The following is a 24110-nucleotide window of genomic DNA, read 5'->3' on the forward strand; positions in this document are numbered from 1 at the left end:
ATGTCCCGTCTGCGCTTCGTCGGCGTCCGTCTCGCGTCGCTGCTGGGTCTGCTGGGGGTGCTGTCCCTGGTGCTCTTCCTGCTGCAGGAGGTCTCCGGGGCCGACCCGGTCGCGGCCACGATCGGCGGCAACGCCTCCCCGGACGCCGTCGCCGCCGCGCGCGAGCGCCTCGGCCTCGACGACCCCGCCCCCCAGCGCTACCTCGCGTTCCTCGGCGGCCTGCTCACGGGCGACCTGGGCACGTCGTTCCGCACCCGCCGCCCGGTGGCCGAGGACATCATGGCCTACCTGCCCGCGACGCTGGAGCTCGTGCTGGTCGCCTTCCTCCTCGCGCTCCTGCTCGGCGTGCTCTTCGCGGTGTCGAGCATGCTGCGCTGGCCGCTGTCGGGGCTCTTCCGGGGGCTGCTGTTCGTCGGCTCGGCGGCGCCGACCTTCATGCTCGGCATCGTCGGCATCATCGTGTTCTACAAGCTGGCGGGATGGTTGCCGGCGTCCGGGCGGGGCGGTGTCACCGACGGCCCCACGGGTATGAGCGTGCTGGACAGCGTCCTCGCCGGCGACCCCGCGGCCACGGGCGACGCGCTCGCGCACGTCGTCATGCCGGCCCTCGCCCTCGCCGTCGGCCCGGCGCTGGCGGTCGGCCGCGTGCTGCGCTCGAGCCTCACCGAGACCCTGCGCTCCGACCACGTCCGGACCGCCACGGCGAAGGGCCTCACCGAGTCGCAGGTGCTGCGCGGGCACGTGCTGCGCAACTCCCTCGGCGCGTCCCTGTCGATGGGGGCCCTGCAGCTCGGGTTCATGTTCGGCGGGGTGCTGCTCGTCGAGGGCGTCTTCACCTGGGGCGGCCTCGGCTCGTACCTGTCGGCCAGCCTGCCCGTGTCCGACTTCCCCGCCGTGGCCGGCGTCACGTTCGTCCTCGGCGGCCTGTACGTTGCCGTCAACACGGCCGCCGATGTCCTGCAGTCCGTCGCCGACCCGAGGATCTCCGTCTCTTGAGCACCCCAGCGCCTGCCCAGCCCGCCCAGCCTGCCCAGCCCGCCCAGCCAGCCCTGCCCGCCCGCACCGCCGGCCCGCGCCGCCGTGGCCCGGCGGCCACCACCACCGTCGTCCTCCTCGCGCTGTCCGGCTGCGCGCTCGACGCCCCGGCCGGCACGACGACCGACGACCCGACCACCCTCCGGCTCGCCGAGACCGGCGAGTACGACACCCTCAACCCCCTCGAGTACCCCCTGGGCATCACGTCGAAGCTGTACGACGGGCTCGTCGCGGTGGGGCAGGACGGGGAGCTCGAGCCCGGGCTGGCCACCGAGATGCCGGTGCCGGACGACGACCTCACGACGTGGACGGTCACCCTCCGCGAGGGCGTCACCTTCAGCGACGGCTCGGCGTTCGACGCCGACGACGTGGTCGCGGCGTACGACGCCGTGCGTGACCCGGCCCAGGGCTCCTGGATGAGCGCGGACTACGCGATGATCGAGGAGGTCGTGGCCACCGGCCCCGCCACCGTCCGGTTCGAGCTGGCCTACCCGTACGCGGGCCTGCCGGCGCGGCTCACGCTGGGCATCCCGGCCTCCGAGGCGCTCGGCGCCACCGTGGTCGACTCGCCCCTCGCGGACGAGCCGGTGGGCACCGGCCCGTACGTGCTCGCCGAGTGGCGTCGCGGCGAGTCCCTGACGCTGGAGGCGCGCGAGGACTGGTGGGGCGGCGCCCCCGAGGTCACGACCATCCACCTGGCGTTCGTCGCCGACGAGAACGCCCGCGCGCAGCGGGTCCGCTCCGGCGACGTCGACGGGGCCCAGCTCTCGCCGAGGACGGCGACGGAGCTCGACGGCGTCGCGGGCCTGGAGCTCGTGACCAACCCGTCGGGCGACTTCCGCGCGATCTCGTTGCCGCAGACGCTGCCCTTCTTCGCCGACCCGGACGTGCGGACCGCCCTCAATCTCGCCACCGACCGGCAGGCGATGGTCGACGGGATCCTCGCCGGGCACGGCGAGGCGATCGCCACGCCGTTCACCCCCGCGCAGGGCGACGCCTACGAGCAGACGGCCACGTTCGAGCACGACCCCGACGCGGCCGCGGCGCTGCTGGACGAGGCCGGGTGGACGCTCGGGGCGGACGGCACCCGCGCCAAGGACGGGGTCCCGTTCGCGTTCACGGTCATGTACTTCGCCGAGGACACGCTGCGCCGTGACGTGGCGCAGGCGTTCGCCTCCGACCTGGCCGGCCTCGGCATCGACGTCTCCCTGGAGGGCGTCGACCGCCCCTACGCCGTCACCGCGATGGACCAGAAGGCCTTCGTGCTCGGCGGGGGCGACATGCCGTACGACCCGGACGCCCAGGTCTACCGGCAGCTGCACTCGGACTACGCCGTCTTCGACACCGACGACGCCTACTCCAACCCGTCCGGCTACGCCGACGACGAGGTGGACCGCCTGCTGGAGGAGGCGCGCCGCGAGCCGGACGCGGACGCCCGCGCCGCGACGTACCGGCTGCTGCAGGAGCGGCTCGTGGAGAACCCGCCCCTGGTCACCGTCTTCGCGCTCGAGCACACGTACGTCGCCCGCGGCCTCGACGCGTGGGACGGCGTGGGGCACGTGCTGGAGCCGCACGAGCACGGCGTGGCGTGGGGCCCGTGGTTCGACGTGCAGCACTGGACGCGCCGGTGACGCGGACCGTCGCCGCGCTGCGCCTGACCGGCCGGCGGCTCGGGTGGGCCGTGCCGCTCGTCGTGCTCGTGAGCCTGGCCGTGTTCGCGCTCGCCGCGGCCTCGCCCACCGACGCGGCGTCGGCGTTCCTGGGCGCCCGCGACGAGTTCACGGGCGGCGCGGCGCGCGGCGGCGTGGAGGGGCTCGTGGCGGGGACACCGTGGCTCGACGCCTGGTGGCGGTGGGTCACCGGGGCGCTCGGCGGCGACCTCGGCACCTCCACGACCGGCCGGGCGCCCGTCGCAGCGGTGGTGGCGGCGCGGCTGCCCTGGACGTTGCTGCTCATGGTCTCCGGGCTGGTCGTCGCCGTCCTCCTCGCCGTGCCGGTGGCGTTGCTGGCCGCGCTGCGCCCGCACGGGGTGCTCGCCCGGCTCCTCACCGGCGGCCTGTGGGCGCTCTCGGCCGTGCCGGCGTTCCTCGTCGCGATGGTGCTGATGAGCGTGCTGTCGCTCGGGCTCGGCTGGTTCCCGGCCGGAGGGCTGACCGACCCGGGCGCCCCGGTGACGGCCGCGCAGGTGGGCACGCACCTGGTGCTGCCGGTGCTCGCCGTCGCGGCGTCGCAGCTGCCCTGGATGGCGCTCCACCTGCACCGGGGCATGGCCGAGCACCTGCGGACCCCGTCCACCGAGGCCGCCCGGCTGCGCGGCGTCGCGGAGTGGCGGGTGCTGCTCCGCCACGTGCTGCCGACGGCGGCCGTCCCGACGCTCGCGATCGCGGGCGCGCGGCTGCCGGAGGTCGTGGCCGGGTCGGTGCTCGTCGAGGAGATCTTCTCCTGGCCCGGGCTGGGCAGCGCGCTGGTCGACGCCGCGCTCGCCCAGGACTTCACGCTGCTCGCGGCGTCGACGGTGCTGCTCGTCGTGGTGGCCGTGGTCGGCGGGCTGCTGGCCGACCTCTGCCTCGTGCGGATCGACCCGAGGACGGACGCCGATGCGCTCTGACACGCTCCCCGCCCGCCCCGTCCGTCCGTCCCGGCTGCTCCGCCCGGTGCCGTGGCACGCGCTCGCCGCCGGGGGCCTGGCCCTGCTGGTGGCCTACGCGGTGGTCGTCCCGCTGCTGCCCGTCGACATCGACCACGTCGACTACGCCACCGGTGCCACCGGCCCGTCGTGGGCGCACCCGTTCGGCACCGACCTCACCGGGCGCGACCTGTTCGTGCGCTCCGCGCACGGGCTGCGCATCTCCCTGCTCGCGGCGCTCGCCGGCGCGACCAGCGCCGTGGTCGTGGGCGCCCTGGTGGGCGCCGGCTGCGCGCTGGCGGGCGGGCGCCTGGACCGCTGGGGGATGCGGGTCGTGGACGGCGTCAACGCCGTGCCGCACCTGCTGCTCGGGATCGTGGTCGCGTCCGTGCTGCGCGGGTCGTTCCTCACCATCGTGCTGGTGGTCGCCGCCACGCACTGGACCCAGACGGCCCGCCTCGTGCGCGCCGAGCTCCTGGCGGTCGGGACGTCGGACTTCTACCGCGCGGCGGTCGCGCAGGGGTTCACCCGGCGCCAGCTGCTGCGCCACCACGCGGTGCCGCGGGTCGCCGCGCAGCTCGCCGTGGCGCTGGGGCTGCTGGTCCCGCACGCCGTCTGGCACGAGTCCACGCTGACGTTCCTGGGCCTGGGGCTGCCGCCGCACGAGCCGTCGCTGGGTGTGCTCCTCGACCTGGGGCAGCAGGCGCTGCTCTCCGGGGCGTGGTGGACGCTCGCGGCCCCCGCGGGGCTGCTCGTCGCCGTCACCGTCTGTCTCTCCGGCTGCCTGGCAGGCCGGACGAAGGAGCATCATGACTGACGCCCCGCACCTCGACGTCGCGCACGACCCCGCCTCGGTCTCCGTGCGAGGCCTGACGGTCACCCACGGGGACGTGCCGGTGCTCGACCGCGTCGACCTGGACCTCGTCCCCGGCGAGGTGCACGTGCTGCTCGGACCCTCGGGCGCCGGCAAGACCACCGTGCTGTCGGCGCTGACCGGGGCGCTCCCGCGGCGGTCGCGCGCCACCGGCTCCGCCGTCCTGACGGCGGGCCGCCGACAGGTCGACCTGCTGGCCGCGTCCGCCCGCACCCACCGCCGGGCCGTGCGCGGGCGGCTGGTCGGGATCGCGCCCCAGGGGGCGGGCGCCGCGTTCACCCCGACGTCGACGATCGCCGCCCAGCTCCGTGAGGCGCAGGGGGTGGCGGCGCCGGGCCGGGCACGCCTCGGCGCCGCGCACCCGCACCGCGTGACCGGCGGCGGGCAGCAGCTCGTCGATCTCGCCCACACCGCCGGCGTCGACCCGGCGTGGCTGCGCCGCTACCCGCACCAGCTCTCGGGTGGCCAGCTCGCGCGGCTGAACCTCGTCGCGGCCATGGTCAACCACCCGCCCGTGCTCCTCGTGGACGAGCCCACGTCCGGGCTCGACGACGACGCGGCGCAGACGGTCGGGCTGCTGCTGTCCGCCTACGCGCGGGCCGGGCACAGCGTGCTGGTCGTGACGCACGACCTCGCGCTGGCCCGGCGCAGCGGCAGCACCGTCACGCGCCTGGCCGCCGGGCGGGTCGTCGCCCGGGGGAGGGCGGACGAGGTCGTCGCCGGCGTGGCGCCCGCGCCGCGCGAGGCGGCCGCCCTGGACCCGGGCGCCCCCGCGCTGGCCGCGCACGCCGTGGCCGTGCGGCGGGGCGGCGCCGCCGTCCTCGGCCCCACGGACCTCGCCGTCCGACGGGGCGAGGTCGTCGGGCTCACCGGCCCGTCCGGTGTGGGCAAGTCGACCCTCGCGTCGGTGCTGGCCCAGCTCGAGGTGCCCGGCGCCGGGCACGTCGCGGTGGCGGGGGTGCGCGTCGACGGCGCGGGCCTCGACCTGCCGCCCGCGCAGCGCCGGCGGGTCGGCTGGGTGTCCCAGCACCCCCGCACCGCGGTGGACGACCGCCTGACCCTGCGCGAGGCGATCGAGCTGCCGGCGCGACTGGCCGGGCTGCCGGTCGACGCGGTCGCGCTGGCGCGCGACGTCGGGCTGGGCCCCGGGCTGCTCGCGCGCCGCCCCCACCAGGTGTCCGGCGGCGAGCTGCAGCGCGCGTGCGTCGCGAGGGCCCTGGCCCTGCGGCCGGAGTACCTCGTCCTCGACGAGGCGACGTCCATGCTGGACGCGGGCACGGCCGCCGACCTGCTCGCCGTCGTCGACCGCGCCGCGCGGGCGGGGACGGGCGTGCTCCTCGTGAGCCACGACCTCGGTACCCTGCGGTCGCTGTGCGACCGCGTGCTCACCCTCCGCGAGGGCGCCGACGGCGCCGTGCTCGCCCCGATCGACAACGAACCCGTCCCGACCCGCGAGAAGAGCACACGATGACCACCACCGTCGCCGGATTCCACGGCACGACCGGCAACGTCGGCGTCAAGGACGGCGTCCCGGACGCCAGCCTCGTGTACGCCCCCGGAGCCACCACCTCGTCCGCCGTGTTCACGCGGTCGCGGTTCGCCGGGCCCAGCGTGCGCGTGAGCCGGGAGGCCGAGACCCGCGCGCTGCGCGCCGTCGTCGTCGTGTCCGGCAACGCGAACGTCGCCACCGGCGCGCGCGGCGCCGACGACGCGCGGGAGCTCCAGGAGTGGGCGGCCCGGACGGCCGGGTGCCGCCCGGAGCAGGTGCTCGTCGCATCGACGGGCGTCATCGGCGTGCCGTACCCGATGGCGGGCATGCGCGACGGCCTGGCCGCCCTGCCCGCGGCCGGTCCGGTGGACCTCGACGCCGTCGCCCGCGCGATCATGACGACCGACACCCTCCCCAAGGTGTCCGAGCGTCGCGTCGGGGAGGCCCGCATCGTCGGGATCGCCAAGGGCGTCGGCATGATCGAGCCCGACATGGCGACCATGCTGTCGTTCGTCTACACCGACGCCGAGGTGCCCGCCGACGACCTCGACCGCGTCTTCCGGGCCGTGGTGGAGCGCACCTACAACGCCGTGAGCATCGACACCGACACGTCCACGTCGGACACGGCGGCGGTCTTCGCGTCGGGGCTGGCGGGCGCTGTCGACCTCGACGCCTTCCACGCGGCGCTCCTGGAGGTCTGCACCGACCTGGTGACCGCGATCGCGTCCGACGGCGAGGGGTCCTCCACGCTGATCCGGGTGCGCGTGACCGGTGCCCGCGACGACGCGCAGGCCAAGCGGGTGGGCAAGTCGGTGGTCAACTCGCCGCTCGTGAAGACCGCCGTGCACGGCGCCGACCCGAACTGGGGCCGCGTGGCGATGGCGGTGGGCAAGTGCGACGAGCCCGACATCCTCGAGGAGCGGGTGCGGATCGCGTTCGGTGGCATCGAGACCTTCCCCGACCTGCCCACGCCGGAGCGCCGCCGGGCCGTGGAGGAGTACCTCGGGGGCGACGACGTCCTCATCGAGGTCGACCTCGGCATCGCGTCCGGGGACTTCACGGTGTTCGGCTGCGACCTCACCGCCGGGTACGTCCGGATCAACGCCGACTACACCACCTGAGCGCCATACTGACGGCATGACGACGGCGACGAACCCGGTGGAGCGGCTGCGGCTGCGGCTGGGTGACGCGCTGTTCGAGAAGGTCGCGGGCCCGGAGGCGGAGGCCTCGCGCGACCGGATCCACCTGACCCCGGGTCCGCGATGGTTCCCGCCGGACGGCCCGGTCGGGCGGGTGCACGCGGACGCGTCCATGTTCGTCGGCGGGCTGCGGGCCCTGCTGCTGCAGTCGCTGCACCCGCTGGCGATGGCGGGCGTGGCGGGGCACTCGGGCTACCGCGGCGACCCGTGGGGCCGGCTGGAGCGGACGGCGACGTTCCTCGCGACGACGACGTTCGGCACCGCCGACGACGCGCAGGCCGCGATCGACCGCGTCCGGTCGGTGCACGACCGCGTGCGCGGCAAGGCGCCGGACGGGCGGCCCTACCGGGCGGGCGACCCGCACCTGCTGACCTGGGTGCACGCCGCGGAGGCGGACTCGTTCCTCACCGCGCACCAGCGGTTCGGGGAGCGGCCGCTCACGGCGGTCGAGGCGGACAAGTACGTGGGGCAGGTCGCGCGCGTCGCGCGGGCGCTGGGCGCCGTCGTCGTACCTGGGACGGTGGCCGAGCTGCGCGAGACGATCGAGGCGTACCGGCCGGAGCTGGAGGCGTCGCCGGCCGCGCTCGACACGGTCCGCTTCCTGCTGCGCGAACCGCCGCTGCCGCGCGCGGCCCGCCCGCCGTACGCGCTGCTCGTCGCCGGCGCGGTCTCGACCCTCCCCGCGTGGGCGCGGGACGAGCTCGACGTCGACACCTGGTTCCGTCGCTCCCTCGGCGGCCCGGCGGGCGCGCTCGCCACCCGCGCCGTGCGGTGGGGGATGGGCACCTCGGAGAAGACCCGGGCCTACCCGCGCGCAGGTGTCCCCGCGGCGACGCCCGGCTGACGCCTGCCTGTCGCCCGGCTGACGTCCGGCCGACGCCCGCGTGACGGGCCGGGAGCGCTGGTGACCTGCGGGGACAGCGCCGATGAACGTTGCCCGAACGCTTCGTCGGCGCCCCGACTCATCCGGACATCTCGGACAGGGCGGTTCCTAGAGTCGCGGCTGTGACCACCGTCGTGACCCCACGGCCGTCCGGCCTCCCGGACGCCCCGTCGGCCCGGGCGGGCACCCCGCCCGCAGGCCCACCACCCGCCGCCACCCGCACGCGCAGCCGGCTCGGCGCCCGCCGTCGTCGGAACGCCCTGCTGTGGGCGCTGCTGCTCGCGGGCCCGAACGTCGCCCTCATCCTCGTCTTCGTCTACCGCCCGCTGCTGGAGAGCCTGTACCTCTCGACGCTGCAGTGGAACCTCGGCTCTCCCGCCGCCCGCTTCGTCGGCCTCGGGAACTACGTCGAGTGGTTCACCGCGCCGACCACGGGCCGGATCGTCACCACGACGCTCGTCTTCACCGTCACGACCGTCGGCGGCGCGATGGTGCTGGGCCTGGGCCTCGCGCTGCTGCTGAACCGGCGGCTGCGGGGCCGCGGCGTCGCGCGCACGGTCGCGTTCGCCCCCTACGTGCTGAGCGGCTTCGCCGTCGGCATCCTGTGGCTGTTCATGTTCGACCCGCGCTACGGCCTGGTCCAGGAGCTGCTCGGCCGGGTCGGCCTCGACTCGCCCGCCTGGTACACGGCGCGCCCGTGGCCGCTGGTCATGGTGATCGTCGTCTACCTGTGGAAGAACCTCGGGTACGTCGCCCTCATCTACCTGGCCGGCCTCCAGGCCGTGCCGCAGGACCTGCGCGACGCCGCCGCGCTCGACGGCGCGTCACCCGCCCGCACGCTGCGCTCGATCGTGCTGCCGCTGCTCACGCCGACCACGTTCTTCCTGCTGGTGACGATGATGCTCGCGTCGCTGCAGTCGTTCGACATCATCAAGGCGATGACCCAGGGCGGCCCCCTCGGCTCCACGACGACGCTCATGTACTCGATCTACGAGGAGAGCTTCGTGAACGGCCGCGCCGGGTACGCGTCCGCCGTCGCCACCGTCCTGTTCCTCGTGCTGCTCGCCGTCACCGCGATGCAGATGCGGTACGTCCAGCGGAAGGTGCACTACGCATGAGCGCGGTCACGCTCGACCGGCGGATCCCCGGACGCCCGGCACGACGACGGTCGCCGCAGGTCGGCGGCTACGTGACGATGCTCTTCGCGACCGTCGTGCTCGGCCTGCCGCTGGTCTGGCTGCTCCTCGCGAGCCTCAAGACGCCCGAGGAGCTTTACCAGGTGCCGTTGCAGTGGCTGCCCGGGTCGCCGAGCCTCGACAACTACGCGCAGGCGGCGGGCGCGATCCCGCTCGGCCGGCTGCTGGCGAACAGCATCGGCCTGACCGTCGTCGGCGCGGGCCTCAAGGTCGCGCTCGGCCTGGCCTGCGCGTACGCGCTGGTCTTCCTCGACTTCCCGTTCAAGAAGCTCGTGTTCGGGCTGGTCATCGCGACGCTGATGATCCCGCCGCAGATCACGATCATCCCCAACTACACGCTGGTGGCGAGCCTGGGCTGGCTCAACACCTACCAGGGCATCCTCGTGCCCGGCCTGGCCAGCGCGTTCGGCACGTTCCTGTTCCGGCAGCACTTCCTCACGCTGCCGGCGTCCATCCTCGAGGCGGCCGAGCTCGACGGCGCCGGGCACTGGCGCAAGCTGTGGAAGTTCGTCGTGCCGATGAGCACGCCGACCCTCGCGGCGGTCGCGCTGGTCTCCGTCGTGACCGAGTGGAACGACTACCTCTGGCCGTTCCTCGTCGTCGACCACGCCGACAAGATGACGCTCCCCGTCGGCCTCACGCTGCTGCAGAACACCGACGGCATGTCGAACTGGGGCGTCCTGCTGGCCGCGACGGTCGTCGTGACGCTGCCCATCCTGCTCGTCTTCCTGATCCTCCAGCGACGGCTCGTCGCCGGACTGACCGCGGGCGCCGTCACGGGCTGAGCGCCCGCGACCTCCACCCCCGCACCACCCCGAACCAAGGAGCACGTGTGTCCCACCGTCCTGCCCGCCGCACCCGCACCGCCGTCGCGGCGCTCGCCGCGGTCTCGGCCCTCACCCTCACCGCCTGCGGCGGCCCGAGCGTCGGCGCCACCGCGACCGACGACGCGTCGGCCGAGGCCGTCGACTGGTCCCAGGTGGAGCCCGCCCAGGAGATCACCTGGTGGAGCAACCACCCGGGCCAGTCGCAGGAGCTCGAGCAGCAGCTCATCGACGACTTCACCGCGGAGTCCGGCATCGAGGTCGACCTCGTGACCGCCGGCGCCGACTACGACGAGGTCGCCCAGCGCTTCCAGGCCGCCTCGCAGACGGACGAGCTGCCCGACCTCGTCATCGCGTCCGACGTGTGGTGGTTCCGGTACCACCTGAACGACCAGATCATGCCCGTGGACGACGTCATGGAGTTCCTCGACGCCGACGCGGAGGACTTCCAGCCCGCCCTCTACGCGGATTACGAGTACGACGACCAGCACTGGGCGGTGCCGTACGCCCGCAGCACCCCGCTCTTCTACTACAACAAGGACCTGTGGACGAAGGCCGGCCTGCCCGACCGCGGCCCCGAGACCTGGGACGAGCTCGTCGGGTGGGACGCGAAGCTGAAGGGCGAGGTGCCGAAGGGCGGCTCGACCTTCGGCCTCTCGACCGGCCCGTCCTGGGGCGCGTGGTGGTTCGAGAACATGATCTGGGGCCAGGACGGCGCCTACTCCGACGGCTTCGACCTCACGCTCGACACCCCGGAGGCGGTCGCGGGCGGCGAGTTCGTGCGCGACCTGTTCCACGGCTCGGGCGTCGCGACGCTCTCCGCCGACGACGCGATGGCGGACTTCTCGTCCGGCCTGATCGCCTCGACGATCGGCTCGACCGGCTCGCTCAAGGGCGCGCTCGACGCCGCGTCGTTCGAGGTCGGCACGGCCTACCTGCCGGACGGCCCGAAGGGCGGCGGCACCCCGACCGGCGGCACCGGCCTCGCGATCCCGTCGTCGAAGACGCCGGAGCAGCAGCTCGCGGCGGCGATGTTCCTCGAGTTCCTCACGAACACCGAGAACACGGCGACGTTCTCCCAGGCCACGGGCTACATGCCGGTGCGCACGTCCGCCGTCGAGAGCGACGCGATGAAGCAGACCTACGAGCAGACGCCGCAGTTCCGCACCGCCGTCGACCAGCTCGCCGACAAGGCCCGCGTGCAGGACGACGTCCGCGTCTTCGTGCCGGGCGCCGACGCGCTGCTCAACGAGGCGCTGGAGCAGATCGTCATCGAGGACGCCGACCCGAAGGCGGCGTTCGAGGCCATCGCGCCGCGCATCGAGACGGCGTACACCGAGAACGTGGAGCCGTACCTGTGACGGGCACGGCAGGGCTGAGCGAGGCCGACGGCACGCTCCGGCCGCGCGTCGTCGCGCACCGCGGCAACAGCGCCGTCGCGCCGCAGAACACGCTCGCGGCGTTCGAGGCCGCCGCGCGCGCGGGGGCGGACTCGCTCGAGATCGACGTCCGTCTCACGGCGGACGGCGAGGTCGTCGTCCTGCACGACGACACCGTCGACGCGACGACCAACGGCAGCGGCAAGCTGACGGACCTCGAGCTGCGCGAGGTGCGGCTGCTCGACGCCGGGTCGTGGTTCTCGCCCGCGTACGCGGGGCAGCGGGTGCCGACGTTCGCCGAGGTGATCGACCTGCTGCGCGTCCGTCCGCGCCTGGACCTGCTGCTCGAGGTCAAGGGCGCCTGGTCGGTGCAGGAGGTGCGCCGGGTCACCGGGCCGCTGCGCGAGGCGGGCCTCGCCGCCCGCACCGTGGCGCAGAGCTTCTGGCCCGAGACGGTGGCCGCGCTGCGGGACGCCGACCCGGGTCTGCGTCGCGGCCTGCTCGTCACCGCCGCCCGCGACGACCTGGTCGAGCGCTGCCGCGAGCTCGACGTCGTCATGTGCAACCCGCAGGGCACCGTGCTGCGCGACGACCCGGACGTCGTCGCCCGGCTGCACGACGCCGGCCTCGCCACCGCCGTCTGGACGCTGAACGAGCCCGAGCACTGGGCCGCCGCCGTCGCGCTCGGCGTGGACGAGATCATCACCGACCGCCCCGACCGCCTCGCGGGGTGGCTGGCCGGCCGGGTCGGCTGATCACGAGTTGTCAGGGCGAGCGCCGCCTATACGTGGCGCTGGTCCTGACAGCTCGTGGGTGGGTAGGCTGGAGCGCGCATCGAAGCGCTTCGACGGTCCATGGGGGTATCGCGGCATGGCGGGTGGTCTGGCACGGCTCACGGACGAGCTGGGCATCCTGTACGGCGGGGACTACAACCCCGAGCAGTGGGACCGCGAGGTGTGGCGGGAGGACGTCGCGCTCATGCGGGAGGCGGGGGTCAACCTCGTCACGGTCGGCGTCTTCAGCTGGTCGCACCTCGAGCCGCGCCCGGGGGAGTACCGCTTCGCCTGGCTGGACGAGGTGCTCGACCTGCTGCACGACGCCGGCATCGCCGTCGACCTCGCCACCCCCGTCGCCTCCCCGCCGCCGTGGCTGGGCCACCGGCACCCGGGGTCGCTGCCCACGACGGCCGACGGCACGGTGCTGAGCTACGGGTCGCGCAACCAGTACTGCCCGTCGTCGGACGCCTACCGGACCGCCGCGGTGGCGATCGCCGAGCAGGTCGCCGCCCGGTACGCCCGCCACCGGGCCGTCCGGATGTGGCACGCGGGGAACGAGTACGGCCAGGTCTGCTTCTGCGACCGCTGCGCCGAGCGGTTCCGCGGCTGGCTGCGCGCCCGGTACGGCACGCTCGACGACCTCAACGCCGCGTGGGCCACCGCCGTGTGGTCGCAGGAGTACGGCGACTGGGCCGAGATCCTGCCGCCGCGCGTCGCGCCGTACCACCGCAACCCGTCGCAGGAGCTCGACTTCCGCCGCTTCGGCTCCGATCTGCTGCTCGACCTCTACCGCGAGCAGAAGGCGGTCGTCCGGCGGCACGACCGCGACCGCCCCGTCACCACCAACCTCATGGGGTTCTTCGGCGGCATCGACCCGCACGACTGGCGCGCCCACCTCGACGTCGTCGCCGACGACGCCTACCCGGACCCGGCCTCGCCTGACGCCGCCGCGGACGCGGCGCTCGTCAACCACCTGGCCCGCGGGCTGGCGGGCGGCGGGTCGTGGCTGCGCATGGAGCAGGCGGCGAGCGCGGTGAGCTGGCGCGAGCACAACCTCACCAAGTCGCCCGAGCGGCTGCGCACCGAGGTGCTCCAGGCGCTCGCGCACGGCTGCGACGGCGCCCTGTTCTTCCAGTGGCGCCAGGCGCGCTCCGGCCCCGAGCGCTTCCACTCCGCGATGCTGCCGGTCGCGGGTGCCGACACGGCCGTGCACCAGGGGGTCCGGAGCCTGGGAGCCGAGCTGCGCGCCCTGCGGGGCCTCGTCGGCGAGCCCGTCCACCGCCGCGTCGCGCTCCTGTGGGACTGGACGTCCTGGTGGGCCGCCACCCAGGTCGCGCTCCCGACGGCGCGCCTCGACCCCCTCGCGACGCTGCAGACCTGGCACCGCGAGCTGTGGCGGCTGGGCGTCGTGGCCGACGTCGTGCCCGCGGACCGCGCGGACGTCGCGCTGCACGACTACGACCTCGTGCTCGCCCCCGCCCAGTACGTGCTCGACGACGACTCCGCGGCCCGCCTCGACGCGTACGTCGCGGGCGGCGGCCACCTCGTGTGGGGCCCGTTCGGCGGGGCCGCGGACGGGCTGTCGCACCTGCACGCCGGGCGCTCGCCCGCGCCGCTGCGGCACGTGCTCGGCGTCTCCGCGGAGGAGTGGGTGCCGCTGCCCGACGGCGGCAGCGCGGTCGCGTGGTCCGGGGCGGGGCTGGAGGGCCTCCGCGGCACGGCGGCGACCCTCGGCGAGCGCACGCGGTCCGACGGCGCGGACGTGCTCGCCACCTACGACGACGGACCCTTGGCCGGCTGCGTCGCCGTCGCCCGGCACGCCCACGGGTCGGGCCGCACCTGGTACGTCGGGACCGCGCTCGCCGGGCCCGCCGGAGGCCTCGGTGACGTGCTGCGCGCCGCGCTGGACGACGCGGGGGTGCCCCTCGGCGGGCAGGAACCCGGCGTCGAGACCGTGTGGCGCGGCGGCGTCCTCGTCGCGATCAACCACGCCGACCGGTCGACGACGCTCGATCTCGCCGCGGCCCGGGCGGTGGGCCCCGCCGCCGTGCCCACCGCCGTGCTCACCGACCTGCTCACCGGCGTGCGGCACGACGGCTCCGCGACCCTCCCGCTCGCGCCGTACGACGTCGTCGTCCTCTCCACCGGCCGGGCGTGAAAGGTTCATCCGAGAAGATGTCACCTCCCGGAAACGCTGTTTGATCCCACGGAAACCGTCGCTCCCTACCGTCGTCCCGACGCGCCGTCCAGGCGCCCGGTGACGGAAGGGGACGACCGATGTCCGACGCATCACCCAGCACCACCGAGAGGCACCCGGTCGACCAGGTGCCACGGTTCGCGCGGCTGTTCCCGCTCGGGCTGCAGCACGTGCTCGCGATGTACGCCGGGGCGGTGGCGGTGCCGCTCATCGTGGGCGGCGCGCTCGGCTACTCCGCCCAGGACCTGGCGTTCCTCATCAGCGCCGACCTGTTCGTCGCGGGGATCGCGTCGTTCATCCAGTCCCTCGGGTTCTGGCGGTTCGGGGTGCGGCTGCCGCTCATGCAGGGCGTGACGTTCGCCGCCGTCGGCCCGATGATCACCATCGGCACCACCTACGACATCACCGCCGTCTTCGGTGCCACCATCGCGTGCGGCCTCTTCATGATCCTCGTCGCACCGTTCTTCTCGGCGCTGCTGCGGTTCTTCCCGCCGATCGTCACGGGCACGGTCATCCTCATCATCGGCGTCTCGCTCATGGACGTCGCCGCCGGCTGGATCACGAACAACGGCGAGACGGCCGCGCCGTCCGACCTGGCGCTCGCGGCGGGGACGCTGCTGTTCATCGTGCTGGTCGAGCGGTTCGCGCCACCCGCGCTCGCGCGCCTCTCGGTGCTGCTGGGCCTCGCCCTCGGCACGCTCGCCGCGCTGCCGATGGGCAAGGTCGACTGGTCAGGCGTGGGCGAGGCCGGCTGGTTCGCCGTCGTGACGCCGTTCCACTTCGGCCTCCCGACGTTCCCGCTCGCGGCCGTGGTGTCCATGCTGGTCGTGGGCCTCGTGATCATGACCGAGACCACGGGCGACATGATCGCCGTCGGCGAGATCACCGGGCGTCCGGTGACCAAGCAGCGCCTCGGCGACGGGCTGCGCGCCGACGGGCTGTCCACCATGATCGGTGGCCTGTTCAACACCTTCCCGTACACCGCGTTCGCGCAGAACGTGGGCCTCGTCAGCCTCACGGGGGTCGCGTCGCGCTACGTCGCGACGATGGCCGGCGGCATCCTCGTCGTCCTGGGCCTGGTGCCCAAGGTCGGCGCGGTGGTCGAGGGCGTGCCCAGCGCCGTGCTCGGCGGCGCGGGGATCGCGCTGTTCGGCATGGTCGCGGCGTCCGGCATCCGGTCGCTCACCAAGGTGACGTTCACCAGCAAGAACATCCTCGTGGTCGCCGTGTCCCTCGGCGTCGCGATGCTCCCGACCGTGCGCCCCGAGATCTACGCCGAGTTCCCCACGTGGTTCCAGCTGATCTTCGACTCCGGCATCAGCGCCGGCGCGATCAGCGCGATCCTGCTCAACCTGCTGCTCAACGGCGACCAGCTCCGGCGGTCGCCGGAGCCGGCGCCCGACCCGGCGTCCGAGCCGGCGCCCGACGCCGAGCTGGAGCCGGCTGCGGCTCAGGCCCCGACGTCGCCGTCCACGTAGAACCAGCGGCCGCCCTCGCAGACGAACCGGCTCACCTCGTGCAGGCGGCCACGCTCACCCGTGGCCGCCTGCGCGTACTGCGCCACGAACTCCACCTCGCCGCCGTCGTCGAACGGGCCCCCGGCGTGGGTGGCGAGCACGACGAGGCGCCGCCACCGCTGGTCGTCGTCGAGCTCCAGCGACGGCGGGCGCGTGCGCGGGTGCCACGTGGCGCGCAGGTAGGCGGCGTCACCGACGGCGAACGCGGTGTAGCGCGAGCGCATCAGCGCCTCCGCGGTGGGGGCGGGCCGGTCGCCGCGCAGCAGCGGCCCGCAGCACGCGCCGTAGGTGTCGCCGGAGCCGCAGGGGCAGCGGTCGTCGTCGAGCACGGGTCCTCCTGGGGGTCGGTGCGTCGGGTCGGGTGCGTCGGGTCAGTGCGCGCCGGGCAGGCGCGGGTTGAACCGCTCCTCGCCGAGGGCGACGAGCAGCGCCAGCAGCACGACGACGGCGCTCGCCAGCGGCACGACGCGCACGTCGACGGCGGCGACCAGCGCCGCACCCAGCCCGGAACCGGCCGCGATGCCCACGTTGAACATGGACGAGGAGATGGCCACCCCCATGTTGGTCGAACCAGGGGCGACGAGCATCACGCGGTGCGACAGGGCGGGTGGCACGCAGGAGAACGAGAACCCGAAGAGCGCCAGGGACGCGACGGCGGCGACCGGCTGCTCGCCGAACGCCCACAGGCCCAGCAGGGCCGCGGTGAGCACGGCGAGCGCCACCAGCAGCACCGCCACGGGTCGGGCGTCGATGAACCGGCCCACGACGATCGTGCCGATCACGCCGGCCGCGCCCTGCAGGAGCAGCAGCCGGGCCATGTCCGACTGCGCGAAGCCGGTGACCTCGATGAAGTACTGCGTGACGAACGTGATGACGCCGAACGCGCCGGTCAGCACCAGGCCGGTCGTGACCATCTGGAATCCGAACCGGCGCCGGCTGGGGTGCGGCGCCCGGCTGGCGCCGCCCTCGGACGGCGCCATCGTGGGGAACAGCGCCAGCACGACGAACGTCACCACGAGCGACAGGACCGCGACGGCGGCGAACGTCCACCGCCACGAGGTGTGCTCGCCGAGCCACGTCCCCGCCGGCACGCCGAGCACGGGGGCGAGCGAGTTGCCGAGGGCGAGGCGCGTCATCACCCTGCCGCGGACCACGGGCCGGAACAGCCCGGTCGTCGCGGGCACCACGGCCGCCCAGAACAGGGCCTGCGCCGTCGCCGTCACGAGGCGGGCGGCCAGCAGCTGCTCGTAGCTGGGGGCGAGCGCGGCCCACAGCGTCGCGACGGCGGCCACGCCCGCGCACGCGGACAGCACCCACCGGCGCGGCACGCGTCGCGCCCAGTGCGCCAGCGGCACCGTCGTGACCAGCACCACCAGCGCGTACGCCGTGACGAGCAGGCCGATCTCGGACGTCGACCGGCCCAGGTCGGGGGCCATGAGCGTGAGCAGTCCGGACGGCAGCGACTCGACGGTGACGAACAGGAACGTCGACAGCGCCATCGCGACCAGGATGATCGTGGCGCGACGCTCGTCGACAGGGGGCGTGATGGCGGACGCCGGCGCGTGGGGAAGGTTCTCGGTCATGGGGATCGAGACGATCGTAGGCGCGAGTCGTCAGGACCAGGAGCATGAATACCGTGACCTGGTCCTGACAGCTCGCGCGGGTGGGGTTGCGGTGGGCGGCGGCGTTCCGGATTCTCGGAGGGTGCCCACGCTGGCGGAGCTGCTGACCGACGTCGCCGGGGAGCTCTACGCCCTCGAGCCGGCGGCGTTCGTCCCCGCGCGCGACGCGCGCGCCGCCGCCCTGCGCGCCGACGGCGAGGACGAGGCGGCCGACCGGGTGAAGCGGCTGCGCAAGCCGTCGACGGCGGCCTGGGTGGTCAACCTCCTCGCGCGCGCCGACGCCGCGCAGGTGGAGCAGGTGGTCGAGCTCGGCGCCGCGTTCCGCGAGGCGCAGGACGACCTCGACGGCAAGCGCCTGCGCGAGCTCACGCGCCAGCGGCGGCTGCTCGTCGCCGCGGTCGCCGCGCGGGCGCGATCGCTCGCCGTCGAGACCGGAGCGTCCGTCTCGGGCGCGGTCCTGGCGCAGGTGGAGGCCACGCTCACCGCCGCGATGATCGACGCCGACGCCGGCCGCGCCGTCCGCGGCGGGCTGCTGGTCGGGCCGCTGCAGGCCACCGGCATCGGGCGGGCCGACGTCGCCTCCGCCGTCGCCGTCCCCGACGCGCTCGGCATCGCGCCCGTCGACGACGACGGCGCGCCGTCGCGGCACCTGCACGCGGTGCCCGACCTCCCGGGCGGGGCGCGCGCCGGCCGCCGGCGACGGGGCCCGTCGAGGAAGGACGACGACGCGGCCGCCGAGGAGCAGGCCGCGCAGGAGGCGGCCCGGCAGCAGGCGGAGCAGGAGCTCGCCGACGCGGAGGACGACGTCGCCGCCGCGCGCGACGCCGGCAGCGCGGCGGCCGCGGAGGTGGGCCGCATCGAGGGTGTCGCGCACCGCACCGACGCCGAGCGCGACGCCGCCCGCCGTCGCCTCGCCGAGCTGGACGACGAGGCCGCGGCCGTCGACGCCGACCTGCGCGGCGCCGTCGTCGCCCGCCAGCGCGCCGAGCGCACCCTGGCCGATGCCACCCGCCGCCGCGACGAGGCCGCCGCCCGCCTCGCCGAGGTAGTCCCGCAGACGCCGAGGTAGTTCGGACCCTGCCGAGGTAGTTCGGACCCTGCCGAGGTAGCACCACCTCGGCGTCCGGCGGACGGCGGAGGCGACGACGGCGGATCTCCGTCGCCCGACGGATCCGCCCGGGCGGCCCGCCCTGCGAGGGTGGGTGCACCGACACCGAGGACGAAGGAGACACCATGCGCCGCCGCATGCGCACGCCCCTGACCGTCACGACCGCCGCCGCGCTCGCACTGGGCCTCGGCGCGCTGCCCGCGGGGGCGGACGAGCCGCCGGGCCCTTCGCCGTCGGCGGCTCTCGACGAGGACCGCTCGTCCGTCGCGCAGGCGGTGGCCGACGCCGTCGCGCAGGCGGAGCGCCAGGCTCGCGCGAGGACGTTCAGCGCGCCGAGCGAGGCGTCGGGACGGGCCGACGCCGTGACCGACGCTCTCGACCAGGCGCTCGCGGACACGGCGGCGGGCGTCCCGATCGGCGTCGTCGGCCGGGTCGACGCCCCGGGCCTGCACTGGAGCGGCGCGGACGGCACGCGCCGCCTGGACGGGCACGGGCCGGCGCGGTCGCAGGACCGGTTCCGCGCGGCGAGCAACACCAAGATGATGGTCTCGACGCTCGTGCTCCAGGAGGTCGAGCAGGGCACGTGGTCGCTCGACACCCCGGTGGTCGACGTCGTGCCCGAGGCGGCCGCCGTCGTCCCCGACGCGTACGAGGACGACGTGACGCTGGAGCTGCTGCTCACGCACCGCTCGGGTCTGCCCGACCACCTCGCCGCACTCACTGCGAGCCGGATGACCGACCCGGAGGACTACGACGAGTTCTTCGACGTCCTCGGCGAGGAGTACACGACGGCGGACCACCTCGCCGCGATGGACGACCAGCCGTGGCTGTTCGAGCCCGGCACCGACGCCTCGTACTCCAACGCCGGCTACGTGCTGCTGGGCCTCGCGCTGGAGCACGCCACCGGGCAGGACGTCGAGCGCCTGCTGGAGAAGCGCGTCTTCAAGCCCGCCGGGATGCGGCACTCCGCGTACCCCGACGACCCGGGCTACCGGGGCCCGTTCCTGCGCGAGGCCGCGTACACGGGCGACCTCGGCGCCGGCTGGTACGGCCTCGACGGCTTCGATCCCAGCCTGTTCGGCTCGGCCGGCGCCGTCACCAGCACCACGGAGGACCTGCAGCGGTTCACCGAGGCGCTGGTGACGGGCGACCTGCTCGAGCCGGAGACCGTGACGGACGTCCTCACGCCGCGCACCGTCGACAGCCAGACGCTGCCGGACTACGGCCTCGGCGTGTACCGCCTGCCCGACCCGTGCGAGGAGGGTGCGTGGCTGTACGGGCACGACGGCGCGTCGTTCGGCACGCTCAGCATCACGCTGACCTCGCCGGACGCCGAGCGCCAGGTGACCGTGGCCCTGACCGGCCGCGACCTGACGTCGCTGGAGTCCGACCTCGGCACCGCCCTGGTGCCCGCGCTGCTCGCCACCTGCTGACCCGCCGTACGACGTCGGTCAGTCGGCGGCGAGCTCGGCCGCGACGGGCCCGAGCAGGCGCCCGTCGTGGTCGAACATCGCCTGGTTCTCCCACGCGTTGCCGGACGCCGGGTCCTCCGGGTCCCAGCCGTTGCCCTCGACGGCCGTCCAGGCCGGCTCCCAGTAGACGGCGCCGAGGCCGCGACCGCCGGGGGCGGCGGCGACCGTGTCCTGCACGGCGCGGAACGCCGCCGCCTGGCCCTCGGGCGTGGCGGGGTAGCCGTCGACGAGCTGATCCTCGGACGCGATGACGTTCTCCCAGGCCGGGTCGTCGTCCTCGAGCGTGAACGGGTACGCCGTCTCGACCACCATGACGTCGCGGTCGTAGCGCGCGGACAGGGTGCTGACGGCCCCCTGCAGGTCGGCGAGCGACCCGTGCCAGTAGCCGTAGTAGCTCAGCCCGACGACGTCGAACGGCACGTCGCGCGCGGTGACCTCGTCGAACCACCAGGTGAGCGAGTCGATCCCGTTGTTGATGTTCGTCAGGTGCAGGATCGTCTGCGTCGACGGCGAGACGGCCTTCACCGCGTCGTGGCCCGCGGTGAGGAACCCGGCGAGGGCGTCCCACTGCGCGCCGTCCACGCCGTCGCCGGGGTCGACGTCCCACGTCTGGCCGTACGGCCACAGCATGCCGGGGTTGATCTCGTTGCCCACCTGCGCGTACGCGACGTCGACGCCCGCGTCCACGAGGGCCGTCATCACCTCGCGGGTGTGCGCGCCGAGCAGGTCGGTCATCTCCTCGACGCCTGTGCCCGCCCACGCGGCCGGCACGCCCTGCGCCCCCGGGTCGGTCCACCGGTCGGAGTAGTGGAAGTCGACCATGACGTCCATGCCCGCGGCCTGGATGCGCCGTGCGGTCGCGACGACGTGCGCCACGTCGTTGTACCCGTCGGCCGGGTCCACCCAGACCTTGAGCCGGCCGAGGTTCATGCCGTGGTCGGCGAGGATCTCGACCGCGTCGCCGGGCGTGCCGTCGACGTCGGCGTAGGTGGCGCCGTGGTCCTCGTTCTTCGCCAGGCCGGACAGGTCGCCGCCGCGTACGTCGCGCGTCACCCGCCCGCGCTCGACGGCGACGTCGTCGACGCTCGCCCACGCGCCGCCCGCGTCGTCCGCCGTCGCGACGGCGAGCGTGCAGTCGCCGCCGCGGCTCTTCGCGGAGACGGCGACGCGCACCCACGCGTCGTCCTGCAGCGACTGCGGCAGGGTGACCGTGCCGGACGTGCCGCCCGCGCAGGTCAGGGACAGCGTCGAGCTGTCCAGCCCGCCGGACTTCACCCAGGCGCTCGCCGTCCACCAGCCCGTCCCCAGGCGGCCGAGGCGCTGGGACGTCGTGACCTCGTAGGGCGCGTCCGACCAGTGCGTCAGCCGGTCGCCGGTACGGCCCCCGGCCTCCGTCGTCGCGGCGGAGGCGTCGCCGGTGACGGTCCAGCCGTCCAGGCCGGAGAACCCTGCGTTCGTGGGCTCGACGGCGGACCGGCCGCCGGGGGCGGCGCCCGCGGGCGCGGCGAGCGCGGCCGCGAGGGTGGCGGAGAGGGCGGCGGCGAGCAGGCTCGTGGCGATCGTGCGGGTGCGGTGCGACATCATCGTCCTTTCGCGTCGGGCGAGCCGTCAGGGTCAGCGCCCGGTATGCCGGGCGCGTGCCCTGACAGCTCCTGTGGGCCCCGATCTGTCAGGACGAGCGCGGGGTATGCCCCGCGCTCGCCCTGACAGGTCGCGGGTCAGTGCGGGACGGGCGTGCGCAGCACGCGCGCCCCGCCGGCGGGGACGACGACGAAGCCTGCGACGTCCTCCCCGGTGAGCAGGTCGGTGGAGCCCGGCGCGACGTCGGGCAGCTTGGCGTCGGCGTCGGCGTGGTTGAGCACGACGGTGAACACGGCGCCGTCCCCGTGCCTGCGCACGACCTCGAGCTCCGCGGGCAGGCCGGCGGGCGCGAGCCCGGCATCGTCGTACACGCGGGCCATGAGGGGCGCGAGGGCGTCGACGTCCAGCCGCGTCGAGACGTACCAGCCGGTCCCCGCGCCGAGGGGGTTCCGCGTGACCGCCGCGGCGCCGGGCCGCGGGCCGCCGTCGTACGTGGCGACGACCTGCGCGCCGTCGAGCGCGAGGTCGTCGGCCCACACGTCGCCGGTCAGCGCGCCGTCGGACAGGCCGGCGACGCCGAGCGTCTCGCCCTCCCGCAGCGGCAGGAACTCCTCGACGGTGAGGCCGAGCGCGCGGCGCAGCGGCGCGCCGTAGCCACCCTCGTGCACGCGGTCATGCTCGTCCACGACGGCGCTGAAGTAGCTGACCAGCAGCGTGCCGCCGCCCTCGACGTACCGGGTGAGGTTGTCTGCCGCGGCCGCCGTGAGCAGGTACGACGCCGGTGCGACGACGAGGCGGTAGCCGGACAGGTCCTGCTCCGGGTGCGCCATGTCGACGGTGAGCCCGTCGCGCCACAGCCGGTCGTAGAACGCCTCGGTGCGCTCGCGGTGCGACGCGTCGACGCTGGGCCGCCACTCGAGGTCCTGCGCCCAGTGCGACTCGTAGTCCCACAGCAGCGCGACGTCGGCGCGCACGCGCGAGCCCCGCACCTCGCCGAGGCGGCCGAGCTCGGCGCCGAGCGCGCACACCTCGCGGAACACGCGGCTGCCCGTGCCGGCGTGGGGGAGCATCGCCGAGTGGAACTTCTCCGCGCCGCTGCGCGAGGCCCGCCACTGGAAGAACAGGATGCCGTCGGCGCCGCGGCCCAGGTGCGACAGGGCGTTGCGCCGCTCCTCGCCGGGCCGCTTGGCCACGTTGCGGGGCTGCCAGTTCACGGCCGAGCTGGAGTGCTCCAGGAGCAGCCAGGGCTTGCCGCCCGCGACCGACCGGGTGAGGTCGGCGGCCATCGCCAGGCCGACGTGGCCGCGCGGGTCGGCGGCGGTGAGGTAGTGGTCGTCGGAGACGACGTCGACCTCGCGGCCCCAGGCCCACAGGTCGGTCGAGGGGCACGCCGTCGCCATGAAGTTGGTGGTGACCGGGACGTCGGAGTGCGCGCGGATCGCGTCGCGCTCGGCCACGAAGCACTCGCGCAGCATCGCGTCGGTGAACCGTGCGTAGTCGAGGCGCATCGCCGGGTTCGCGACGGTCGGCGTGGCCGACGGCGCGACGACGTGCTCCCACTCGCCGTACACCTGGCCCCAGAAGCGCGTGCCCCAGGCGGCGTTGAGCGCGTCCAGCGTGCCGTACCGGGCACGCAGCCACAGGCGCCAGGCGCGCTGCGCGTGGTCGGAGTAGTCGTCGGAGACGGGTGCGCCGTACTCGTTGTGCACGTGCCACAGCACGACGGCGGGGTGGGAGGCGTAGCGCTCCGCCAGCGCGCCGGCGATCCGGGTGGCGGCGCGACGGTAGGCGGGCGACGACGGCGCGGCGGCGCCGCGCGAGCCGAACTCCAGCACGGTGCCGTCGCGCGTCACGACCCGCGAGTCCGGGTAGGTGCGGAAGAACCATGCCGGCGGCGACGCGGTCGGGGTGCCGAGGTCGACGCGGATGCCGCCGGAGTGCAGCAGGTCGAGCAGCCGGTCGAGCCAGCCGAAGTCGTACTCGCCCTCGCGCGGCTCCAGCAGCGCCCAGCTCCAGATCCCGACGCTCACCAGGGTGACGCCGGCCTCCTGCATGAGGGCGACGTCCTGCGCCCACACCTCCTCCGGCCACTGCTCCGGGTTGTAGTCGCCGCCGTAGGAGATCTCGTCGATGCCCGGCAGCCAGCCGTCGAAGTCCGGGCCGGGGCGGAGAGGCGTGGTCCGGGTGGGGGCGCCGCCCGGCAGGTCGAGGGGCGTGGCGTCGGGCATGGGAGAGGCTCCTCGCGTCGGTGCTGTGCTCGGCGTGCTGTGCTCGGTCACAGTCATCGTGACCCGGCAACGACTAGATAACACCACGAAACCTGAAGTTGACA

The 24110-nt window shown here is 74.8% G+C and carries 19 protein-coding genes; 15 read left to right on the top strand and 4 right to left on the bottom strand.

The window, feature by feature from the left end; translation table 11 throughout:
- The 13 genes from ACFQ8E_RS12990 (at window position 1) to ACFQ8E_RS13050 (ending at window position 15956) form a co-directional block, all read left to right on the top strand.
- A complete protein-coding gene (locus ACFQ8E_RS12990; RefSeq protein WP_430550977.1) occupies window positions 1-996 on the top strand; it encodes an ABC transporter permease in 996 nt (331 codons plus the stop codon).
- Window positions 993-2666 carry an ABC transporter substrate-binding protein gene (locus tag ACFQ8E_RS12995; RefSeq protein ID WP_430550978.1) on the top strand — a complete coding sequence of 558 codons (1674 nt, stop codon included), beginning with the start codon at window positions 993-995 and terminating at the stop codon, window positions 2664-2666. Before ACFQ8E_RS12990 ends, ACFQ8E_RS12995 begins: the two co-directional genes overlap by 4 nt.
- On the top strand, window positions 2663-3643 hold the full coding sequence (locus tag ACFQ8E_RS13000) for an ABC transporter permease (RefSeq protein WP_430550979.1): 981 nt from the start codon (window positions 2663-2665) through the stop codon (window positions 3641-3643). The genes ACFQ8E_RS12995 and ACFQ8E_RS13000 overlap by 4 nt, the downstream gene beginning before the upstream one ends.
- Window positions 3633-4478 (top strand): ABC transporter permease, encoded by an 846-nt coding sequence (locus tag ACFQ8E_RS13005; RefSeq protein WP_430550980.1) that lies wholly within the window; start codon window positions 3633-3635, stop codon window positions 4476-4478. Before ACFQ8E_RS13000 ends, ACFQ8E_RS13005 begins: the two co-directional genes overlap by 11 nt.
- On the top strand, window positions 4471-6006 hold the full coding sequence (locus ACFQ8E_RS13010) for an ABC transporter ATP-binding protein (protein ID WP_430550981.1): 1536 nt from the start codon (window positions 4471-4473) through the stop codon (window positions 6004-6006). Before ACFQ8E_RS13005 ends, ACFQ8E_RS13010 begins: the two co-directional genes overlap by 8 nt.
- Window positions 6003-7145: a bifunctional glutamate N-acetyltransferase/amino-acid acetyltransferase ArgJ gene (gene argJ, locus ACFQ8E_RS13015; RefSeq protein ID WP_430550982.1), complete on the top strand. Its 1143-nt coding sequence runs from the start codon at window positions 6003-6005 to the stop codon at window positions 7143-7145. Before ACFQ8E_RS13010 ends, argJ begins: the two co-directional genes overlap by 4 nt.
- A 16-nt stretch (window positions 7146-7161) precedes the next feature.
- Window positions 7162-8067, top strand: coding sequence for an oxygenase MpaB family protein (locus tag ACFQ8E_RS13020; protein ID WP_430550983.1), 906 nt, complete (start codon window positions 7162-7164; stop codon window positions 8065-8067).
- Window positions 8068-8228: 161 nt separating this feature from the next.
- The gene (locus tag ACFQ8E_RS13025; RefSeq protein WP_430550984.1) at window positions 8229-9224 is read left to right on the top strand and encodes a carbohydrate ABC transporter permease; all 996 of its coding nucleotides are present in this window, start codon (window positions 8229-8231) and stop codon (window positions 9222-9224) included.
- Complete coding sequence (locus ACFQ8E_RS13030) at window positions 9221-10087, top strand: carbohydrate ABC transporter permease (protein WP_430550985.1); 867 nt, start codon at window positions 9221-9223, stop codon at window positions 10085-10087. Before ACFQ8E_RS13025 ends, ACFQ8E_RS13030 begins: the two co-directional genes overlap by 4 nt.
- A 47-nt stretch (window positions 10088-10134) precedes the next feature.
- On the top strand, window positions 10135-11487 hold the full coding sequence (locus ACFQ8E_RS13035; protein ID WP_430550986.1) for an ABC transporter substrate-binding protein: 1353 nt from the start codon (window positions 10135-10137) through the stop codon (window positions 11485-11487).
- Complete coding sequence (locus ACFQ8E_RS13040; RefSeq protein ID WP_430550987.1) at window positions 11484-12260, top strand: glycerophosphodiester phosphodiesterase; 777 nt, start codon at window positions 11484-11486, stop codon at window positions 12258-12260. Before ACFQ8E_RS13035 ends, ACFQ8E_RS13040 begins: the two co-directional genes overlap by 4 nt.
- A 115-nt stretch (window positions 12261-12375) precedes the next feature.
- Window positions 12376-14439 (top strand): beta-galactosidase, encoded by a 2064-nt coding sequence (locus tag ACFQ8E_RS13045; protein ID WP_430550988.1) that lies wholly within the window; start codon window positions 12376-12378, stop codon window positions 14437-14439.
- A 119-nt stretch (window positions 14440-14558) separates the two neighbouring features.
- The gene (locus ACFQ8E_RS13050; RefSeq protein WP_430550989.1) at window positions 14559-15956 is read left to right on the top strand and encodes a nucleobase:cation symporter-2 family protein; all 1398 of its coding nucleotides are present in this window, start codon (window positions 14559-14561) and stop codon (window positions 15954-15956) included.
- Here the strand turns inward: ACFQ8E_RS13050 and ACFQ8E_RS13055 are convergent.
- Together ACFQ8E_RS13055 and ACFQ8E_RS13060 are read right to left on the bottom strand one after the other, a co-directional pair.
- Window positions 15929-16324 (bottom strand): YchJ family protein, encoded by a 396-nt coding sequence (locus ACFQ8E_RS13055; RefSeq protein WP_430550990.1) that lies wholly within the window; start codon window positions 16322-16324, stop codon window positions 15929-15931. The two genes, ACFQ8E_RS13050 and ACFQ8E_RS13055, sit on opposite strands and share 28 nt — an antisense overlap.
- Window positions 16325-16366: 42 nt before the next feature.
- A complete protein-coding gene (locus ACFQ8E_RS13060) occupies window positions 16367-17578 on the bottom strand; it encodes an MFS transporter (RefSeq protein ID WP_430550991.1) in 1212 nt (403 codons plus the stop codon).
- Window positions 17579-17699: 121 nt separating this feature from the next.
- On the opposite strand from ACFQ8E_RS13060, the gene ACFQ8E_RS13065 reads away from it, so the two are divergent.
- Together ACFQ8E_RS13065 and ACFQ8E_RS13070 are read left to right on the top strand one after the other, a co-directional pair.
- Window positions 17700-18686, top strand: coding sequence for a hypothetical protein (locus ACFQ8E_RS13065; RefSeq protein WP_430550992.1), 987 nt, complete (start codon window positions 17700-17702; stop codon window positions 18684-18686).
- A 164-nt stretch (window positions 18687-18850) separates the two neighbouring features.
- Window positions 18851-20158 carry a serine hydrolase domain-containing protein gene (locus ACFQ8E_RS13070; RefSeq protein WP_430550993.1) on the top strand — a complete coding sequence of 436 codons (1308 nt, stop codon included), beginning with the start codon at window positions 18851-18853 and terminating at the stop codon, window positions 20156-20158.
- An 18-nt stretch (window positions 20159-20176) separates the two neighbouring features.
- On the opposite strand, the gene ACFQ8E_RS13075 is transcribed toward ACFQ8E_RS13070, so the two are convergent.
- Both ACFQ8E_RS13075 and ACFQ8E_RS13080 read right to left on the bottom strand, forming a co-directional pair.
- Window positions 20177-21778 (bottom strand): arabinogalactan endo-beta-1,4-galactanase, encoded by a 1602-nt coding sequence (locus ACFQ8E_RS13075; RefSeq protein WP_430550994.1) that lies wholly within the window; start codon window positions 21776-21778, stop codon window positions 20177-20179.
- Window positions 21779-21915: 137 nt separating this feature from the next.
- A complete protein-coding gene (locus ACFQ8E_RS13080) occupies window positions 21916-24006 on the bottom strand; it encodes a beta-galactosidase (RefSeq protein ID WP_430550995.1) in 2091 nt (696 codons plus the stop codon).
- Window positions 24007-24110: the final 104 nt, after the last annotated feature.

This window comes from Isoptericola sp. NPDC056573 (genome assembly GCF_042793335.1).
Taxonomy (GTDB): Bacteria; Actinomycetota; Actinomycetes; order Actinomycetales; family Cellulomonadaceae; genus Isoptericola.

Excerpts from the sequence above, each read along its gene's own strand:
- ACFQ8E_RS12990 (WP_430550977.1), top strand. The coding sequence starts at position 1 with ATGTCCCGTCTGCGCTTCGTCGGCGTCCGTCTCGCGTCGCTGCTGGGT.
- ACFQ8E_RS13005 (WP_430550980.1), top strand. The coding sequence starts at position 3,633 with ATGCGCTCTGACACGCTCCCCGCCCGCCCCGTCCGTCCGTCCCGGCTG.
- ACFQ8E_RS13010 (WP_430550981.1), top strand. The coding sequence starts at position 4,471 with ATGACTGACGCCCCGCACCTCGACGTCGCGCACGACCCCGCCTCGGTC.
- argJ (WP_430550982.1), top strand. The coding sequence starts at position 6,003 with ATGACCACCACCGTCGCCGGATTCCACGGCACGACCGGCAACGTCGGC.
- ACFQ8E_RS13020 (WP_430550983.1), top strand. The coding sequence starts at position 7,162 with ATGACGACGGCGACGAACCCGGTGGAGCGGCTGCGGCTGCGGCTGGGT.
- ACFQ8E_RS13030 (WP_430550985.1), top strand. The coding sequence starts at position 9,221 with ATGAGCGCGGTCACGCTCGACCGGCGGATCCCCGGACGCCCGGCACGA.
- ACFQ8E_RS13045 (WP_430550988.1), top strand. The coding sequence starts at position 12,376 with ATGGCGGGTGGTCTGGCACGGCTCACGGACGAGCTGGGCATCCTGTAC.
- ACFQ8E_RS13050 (WP_430550989.1), top strand. The coding sequence starts at position 14,559 with ATGTCCGACGCATCACCCAGCACCACCGAGAGGCACCCGGTCGACCAG.
- ACFQ8E_RS13060 (WP_430550991.1), bottom strand. The coding sequence starts at position 17,578 with ATGACCGAGAACCTTCCCCACGCGCCGGCGTCCGCCATCACGCCCCCT.
- ACFQ8E_RS13070 (WP_430550993.1), top strand. The coding sequence starts at position 18,851 with ATGCGCCGCCGCATGCGCACGCCCCTGACCGTCACGACCGCCGCCGCG.
- ACFQ8E_RS13075 (WP_430550994.1), bottom strand. The coding sequence starts at position 21,778 with ATGTCGCACCGCACCCGCACGATCGCCACGAGCCTGCTCGCCGCCGCC.
- ACFQ8E_RS13080 (WP_430550995.1), bottom strand. The coding sequence starts at position 24,006 with ATGCCCGACGCCACGCCCCTCGACCTGCCGGGCGGCGCCCCCACCCGG.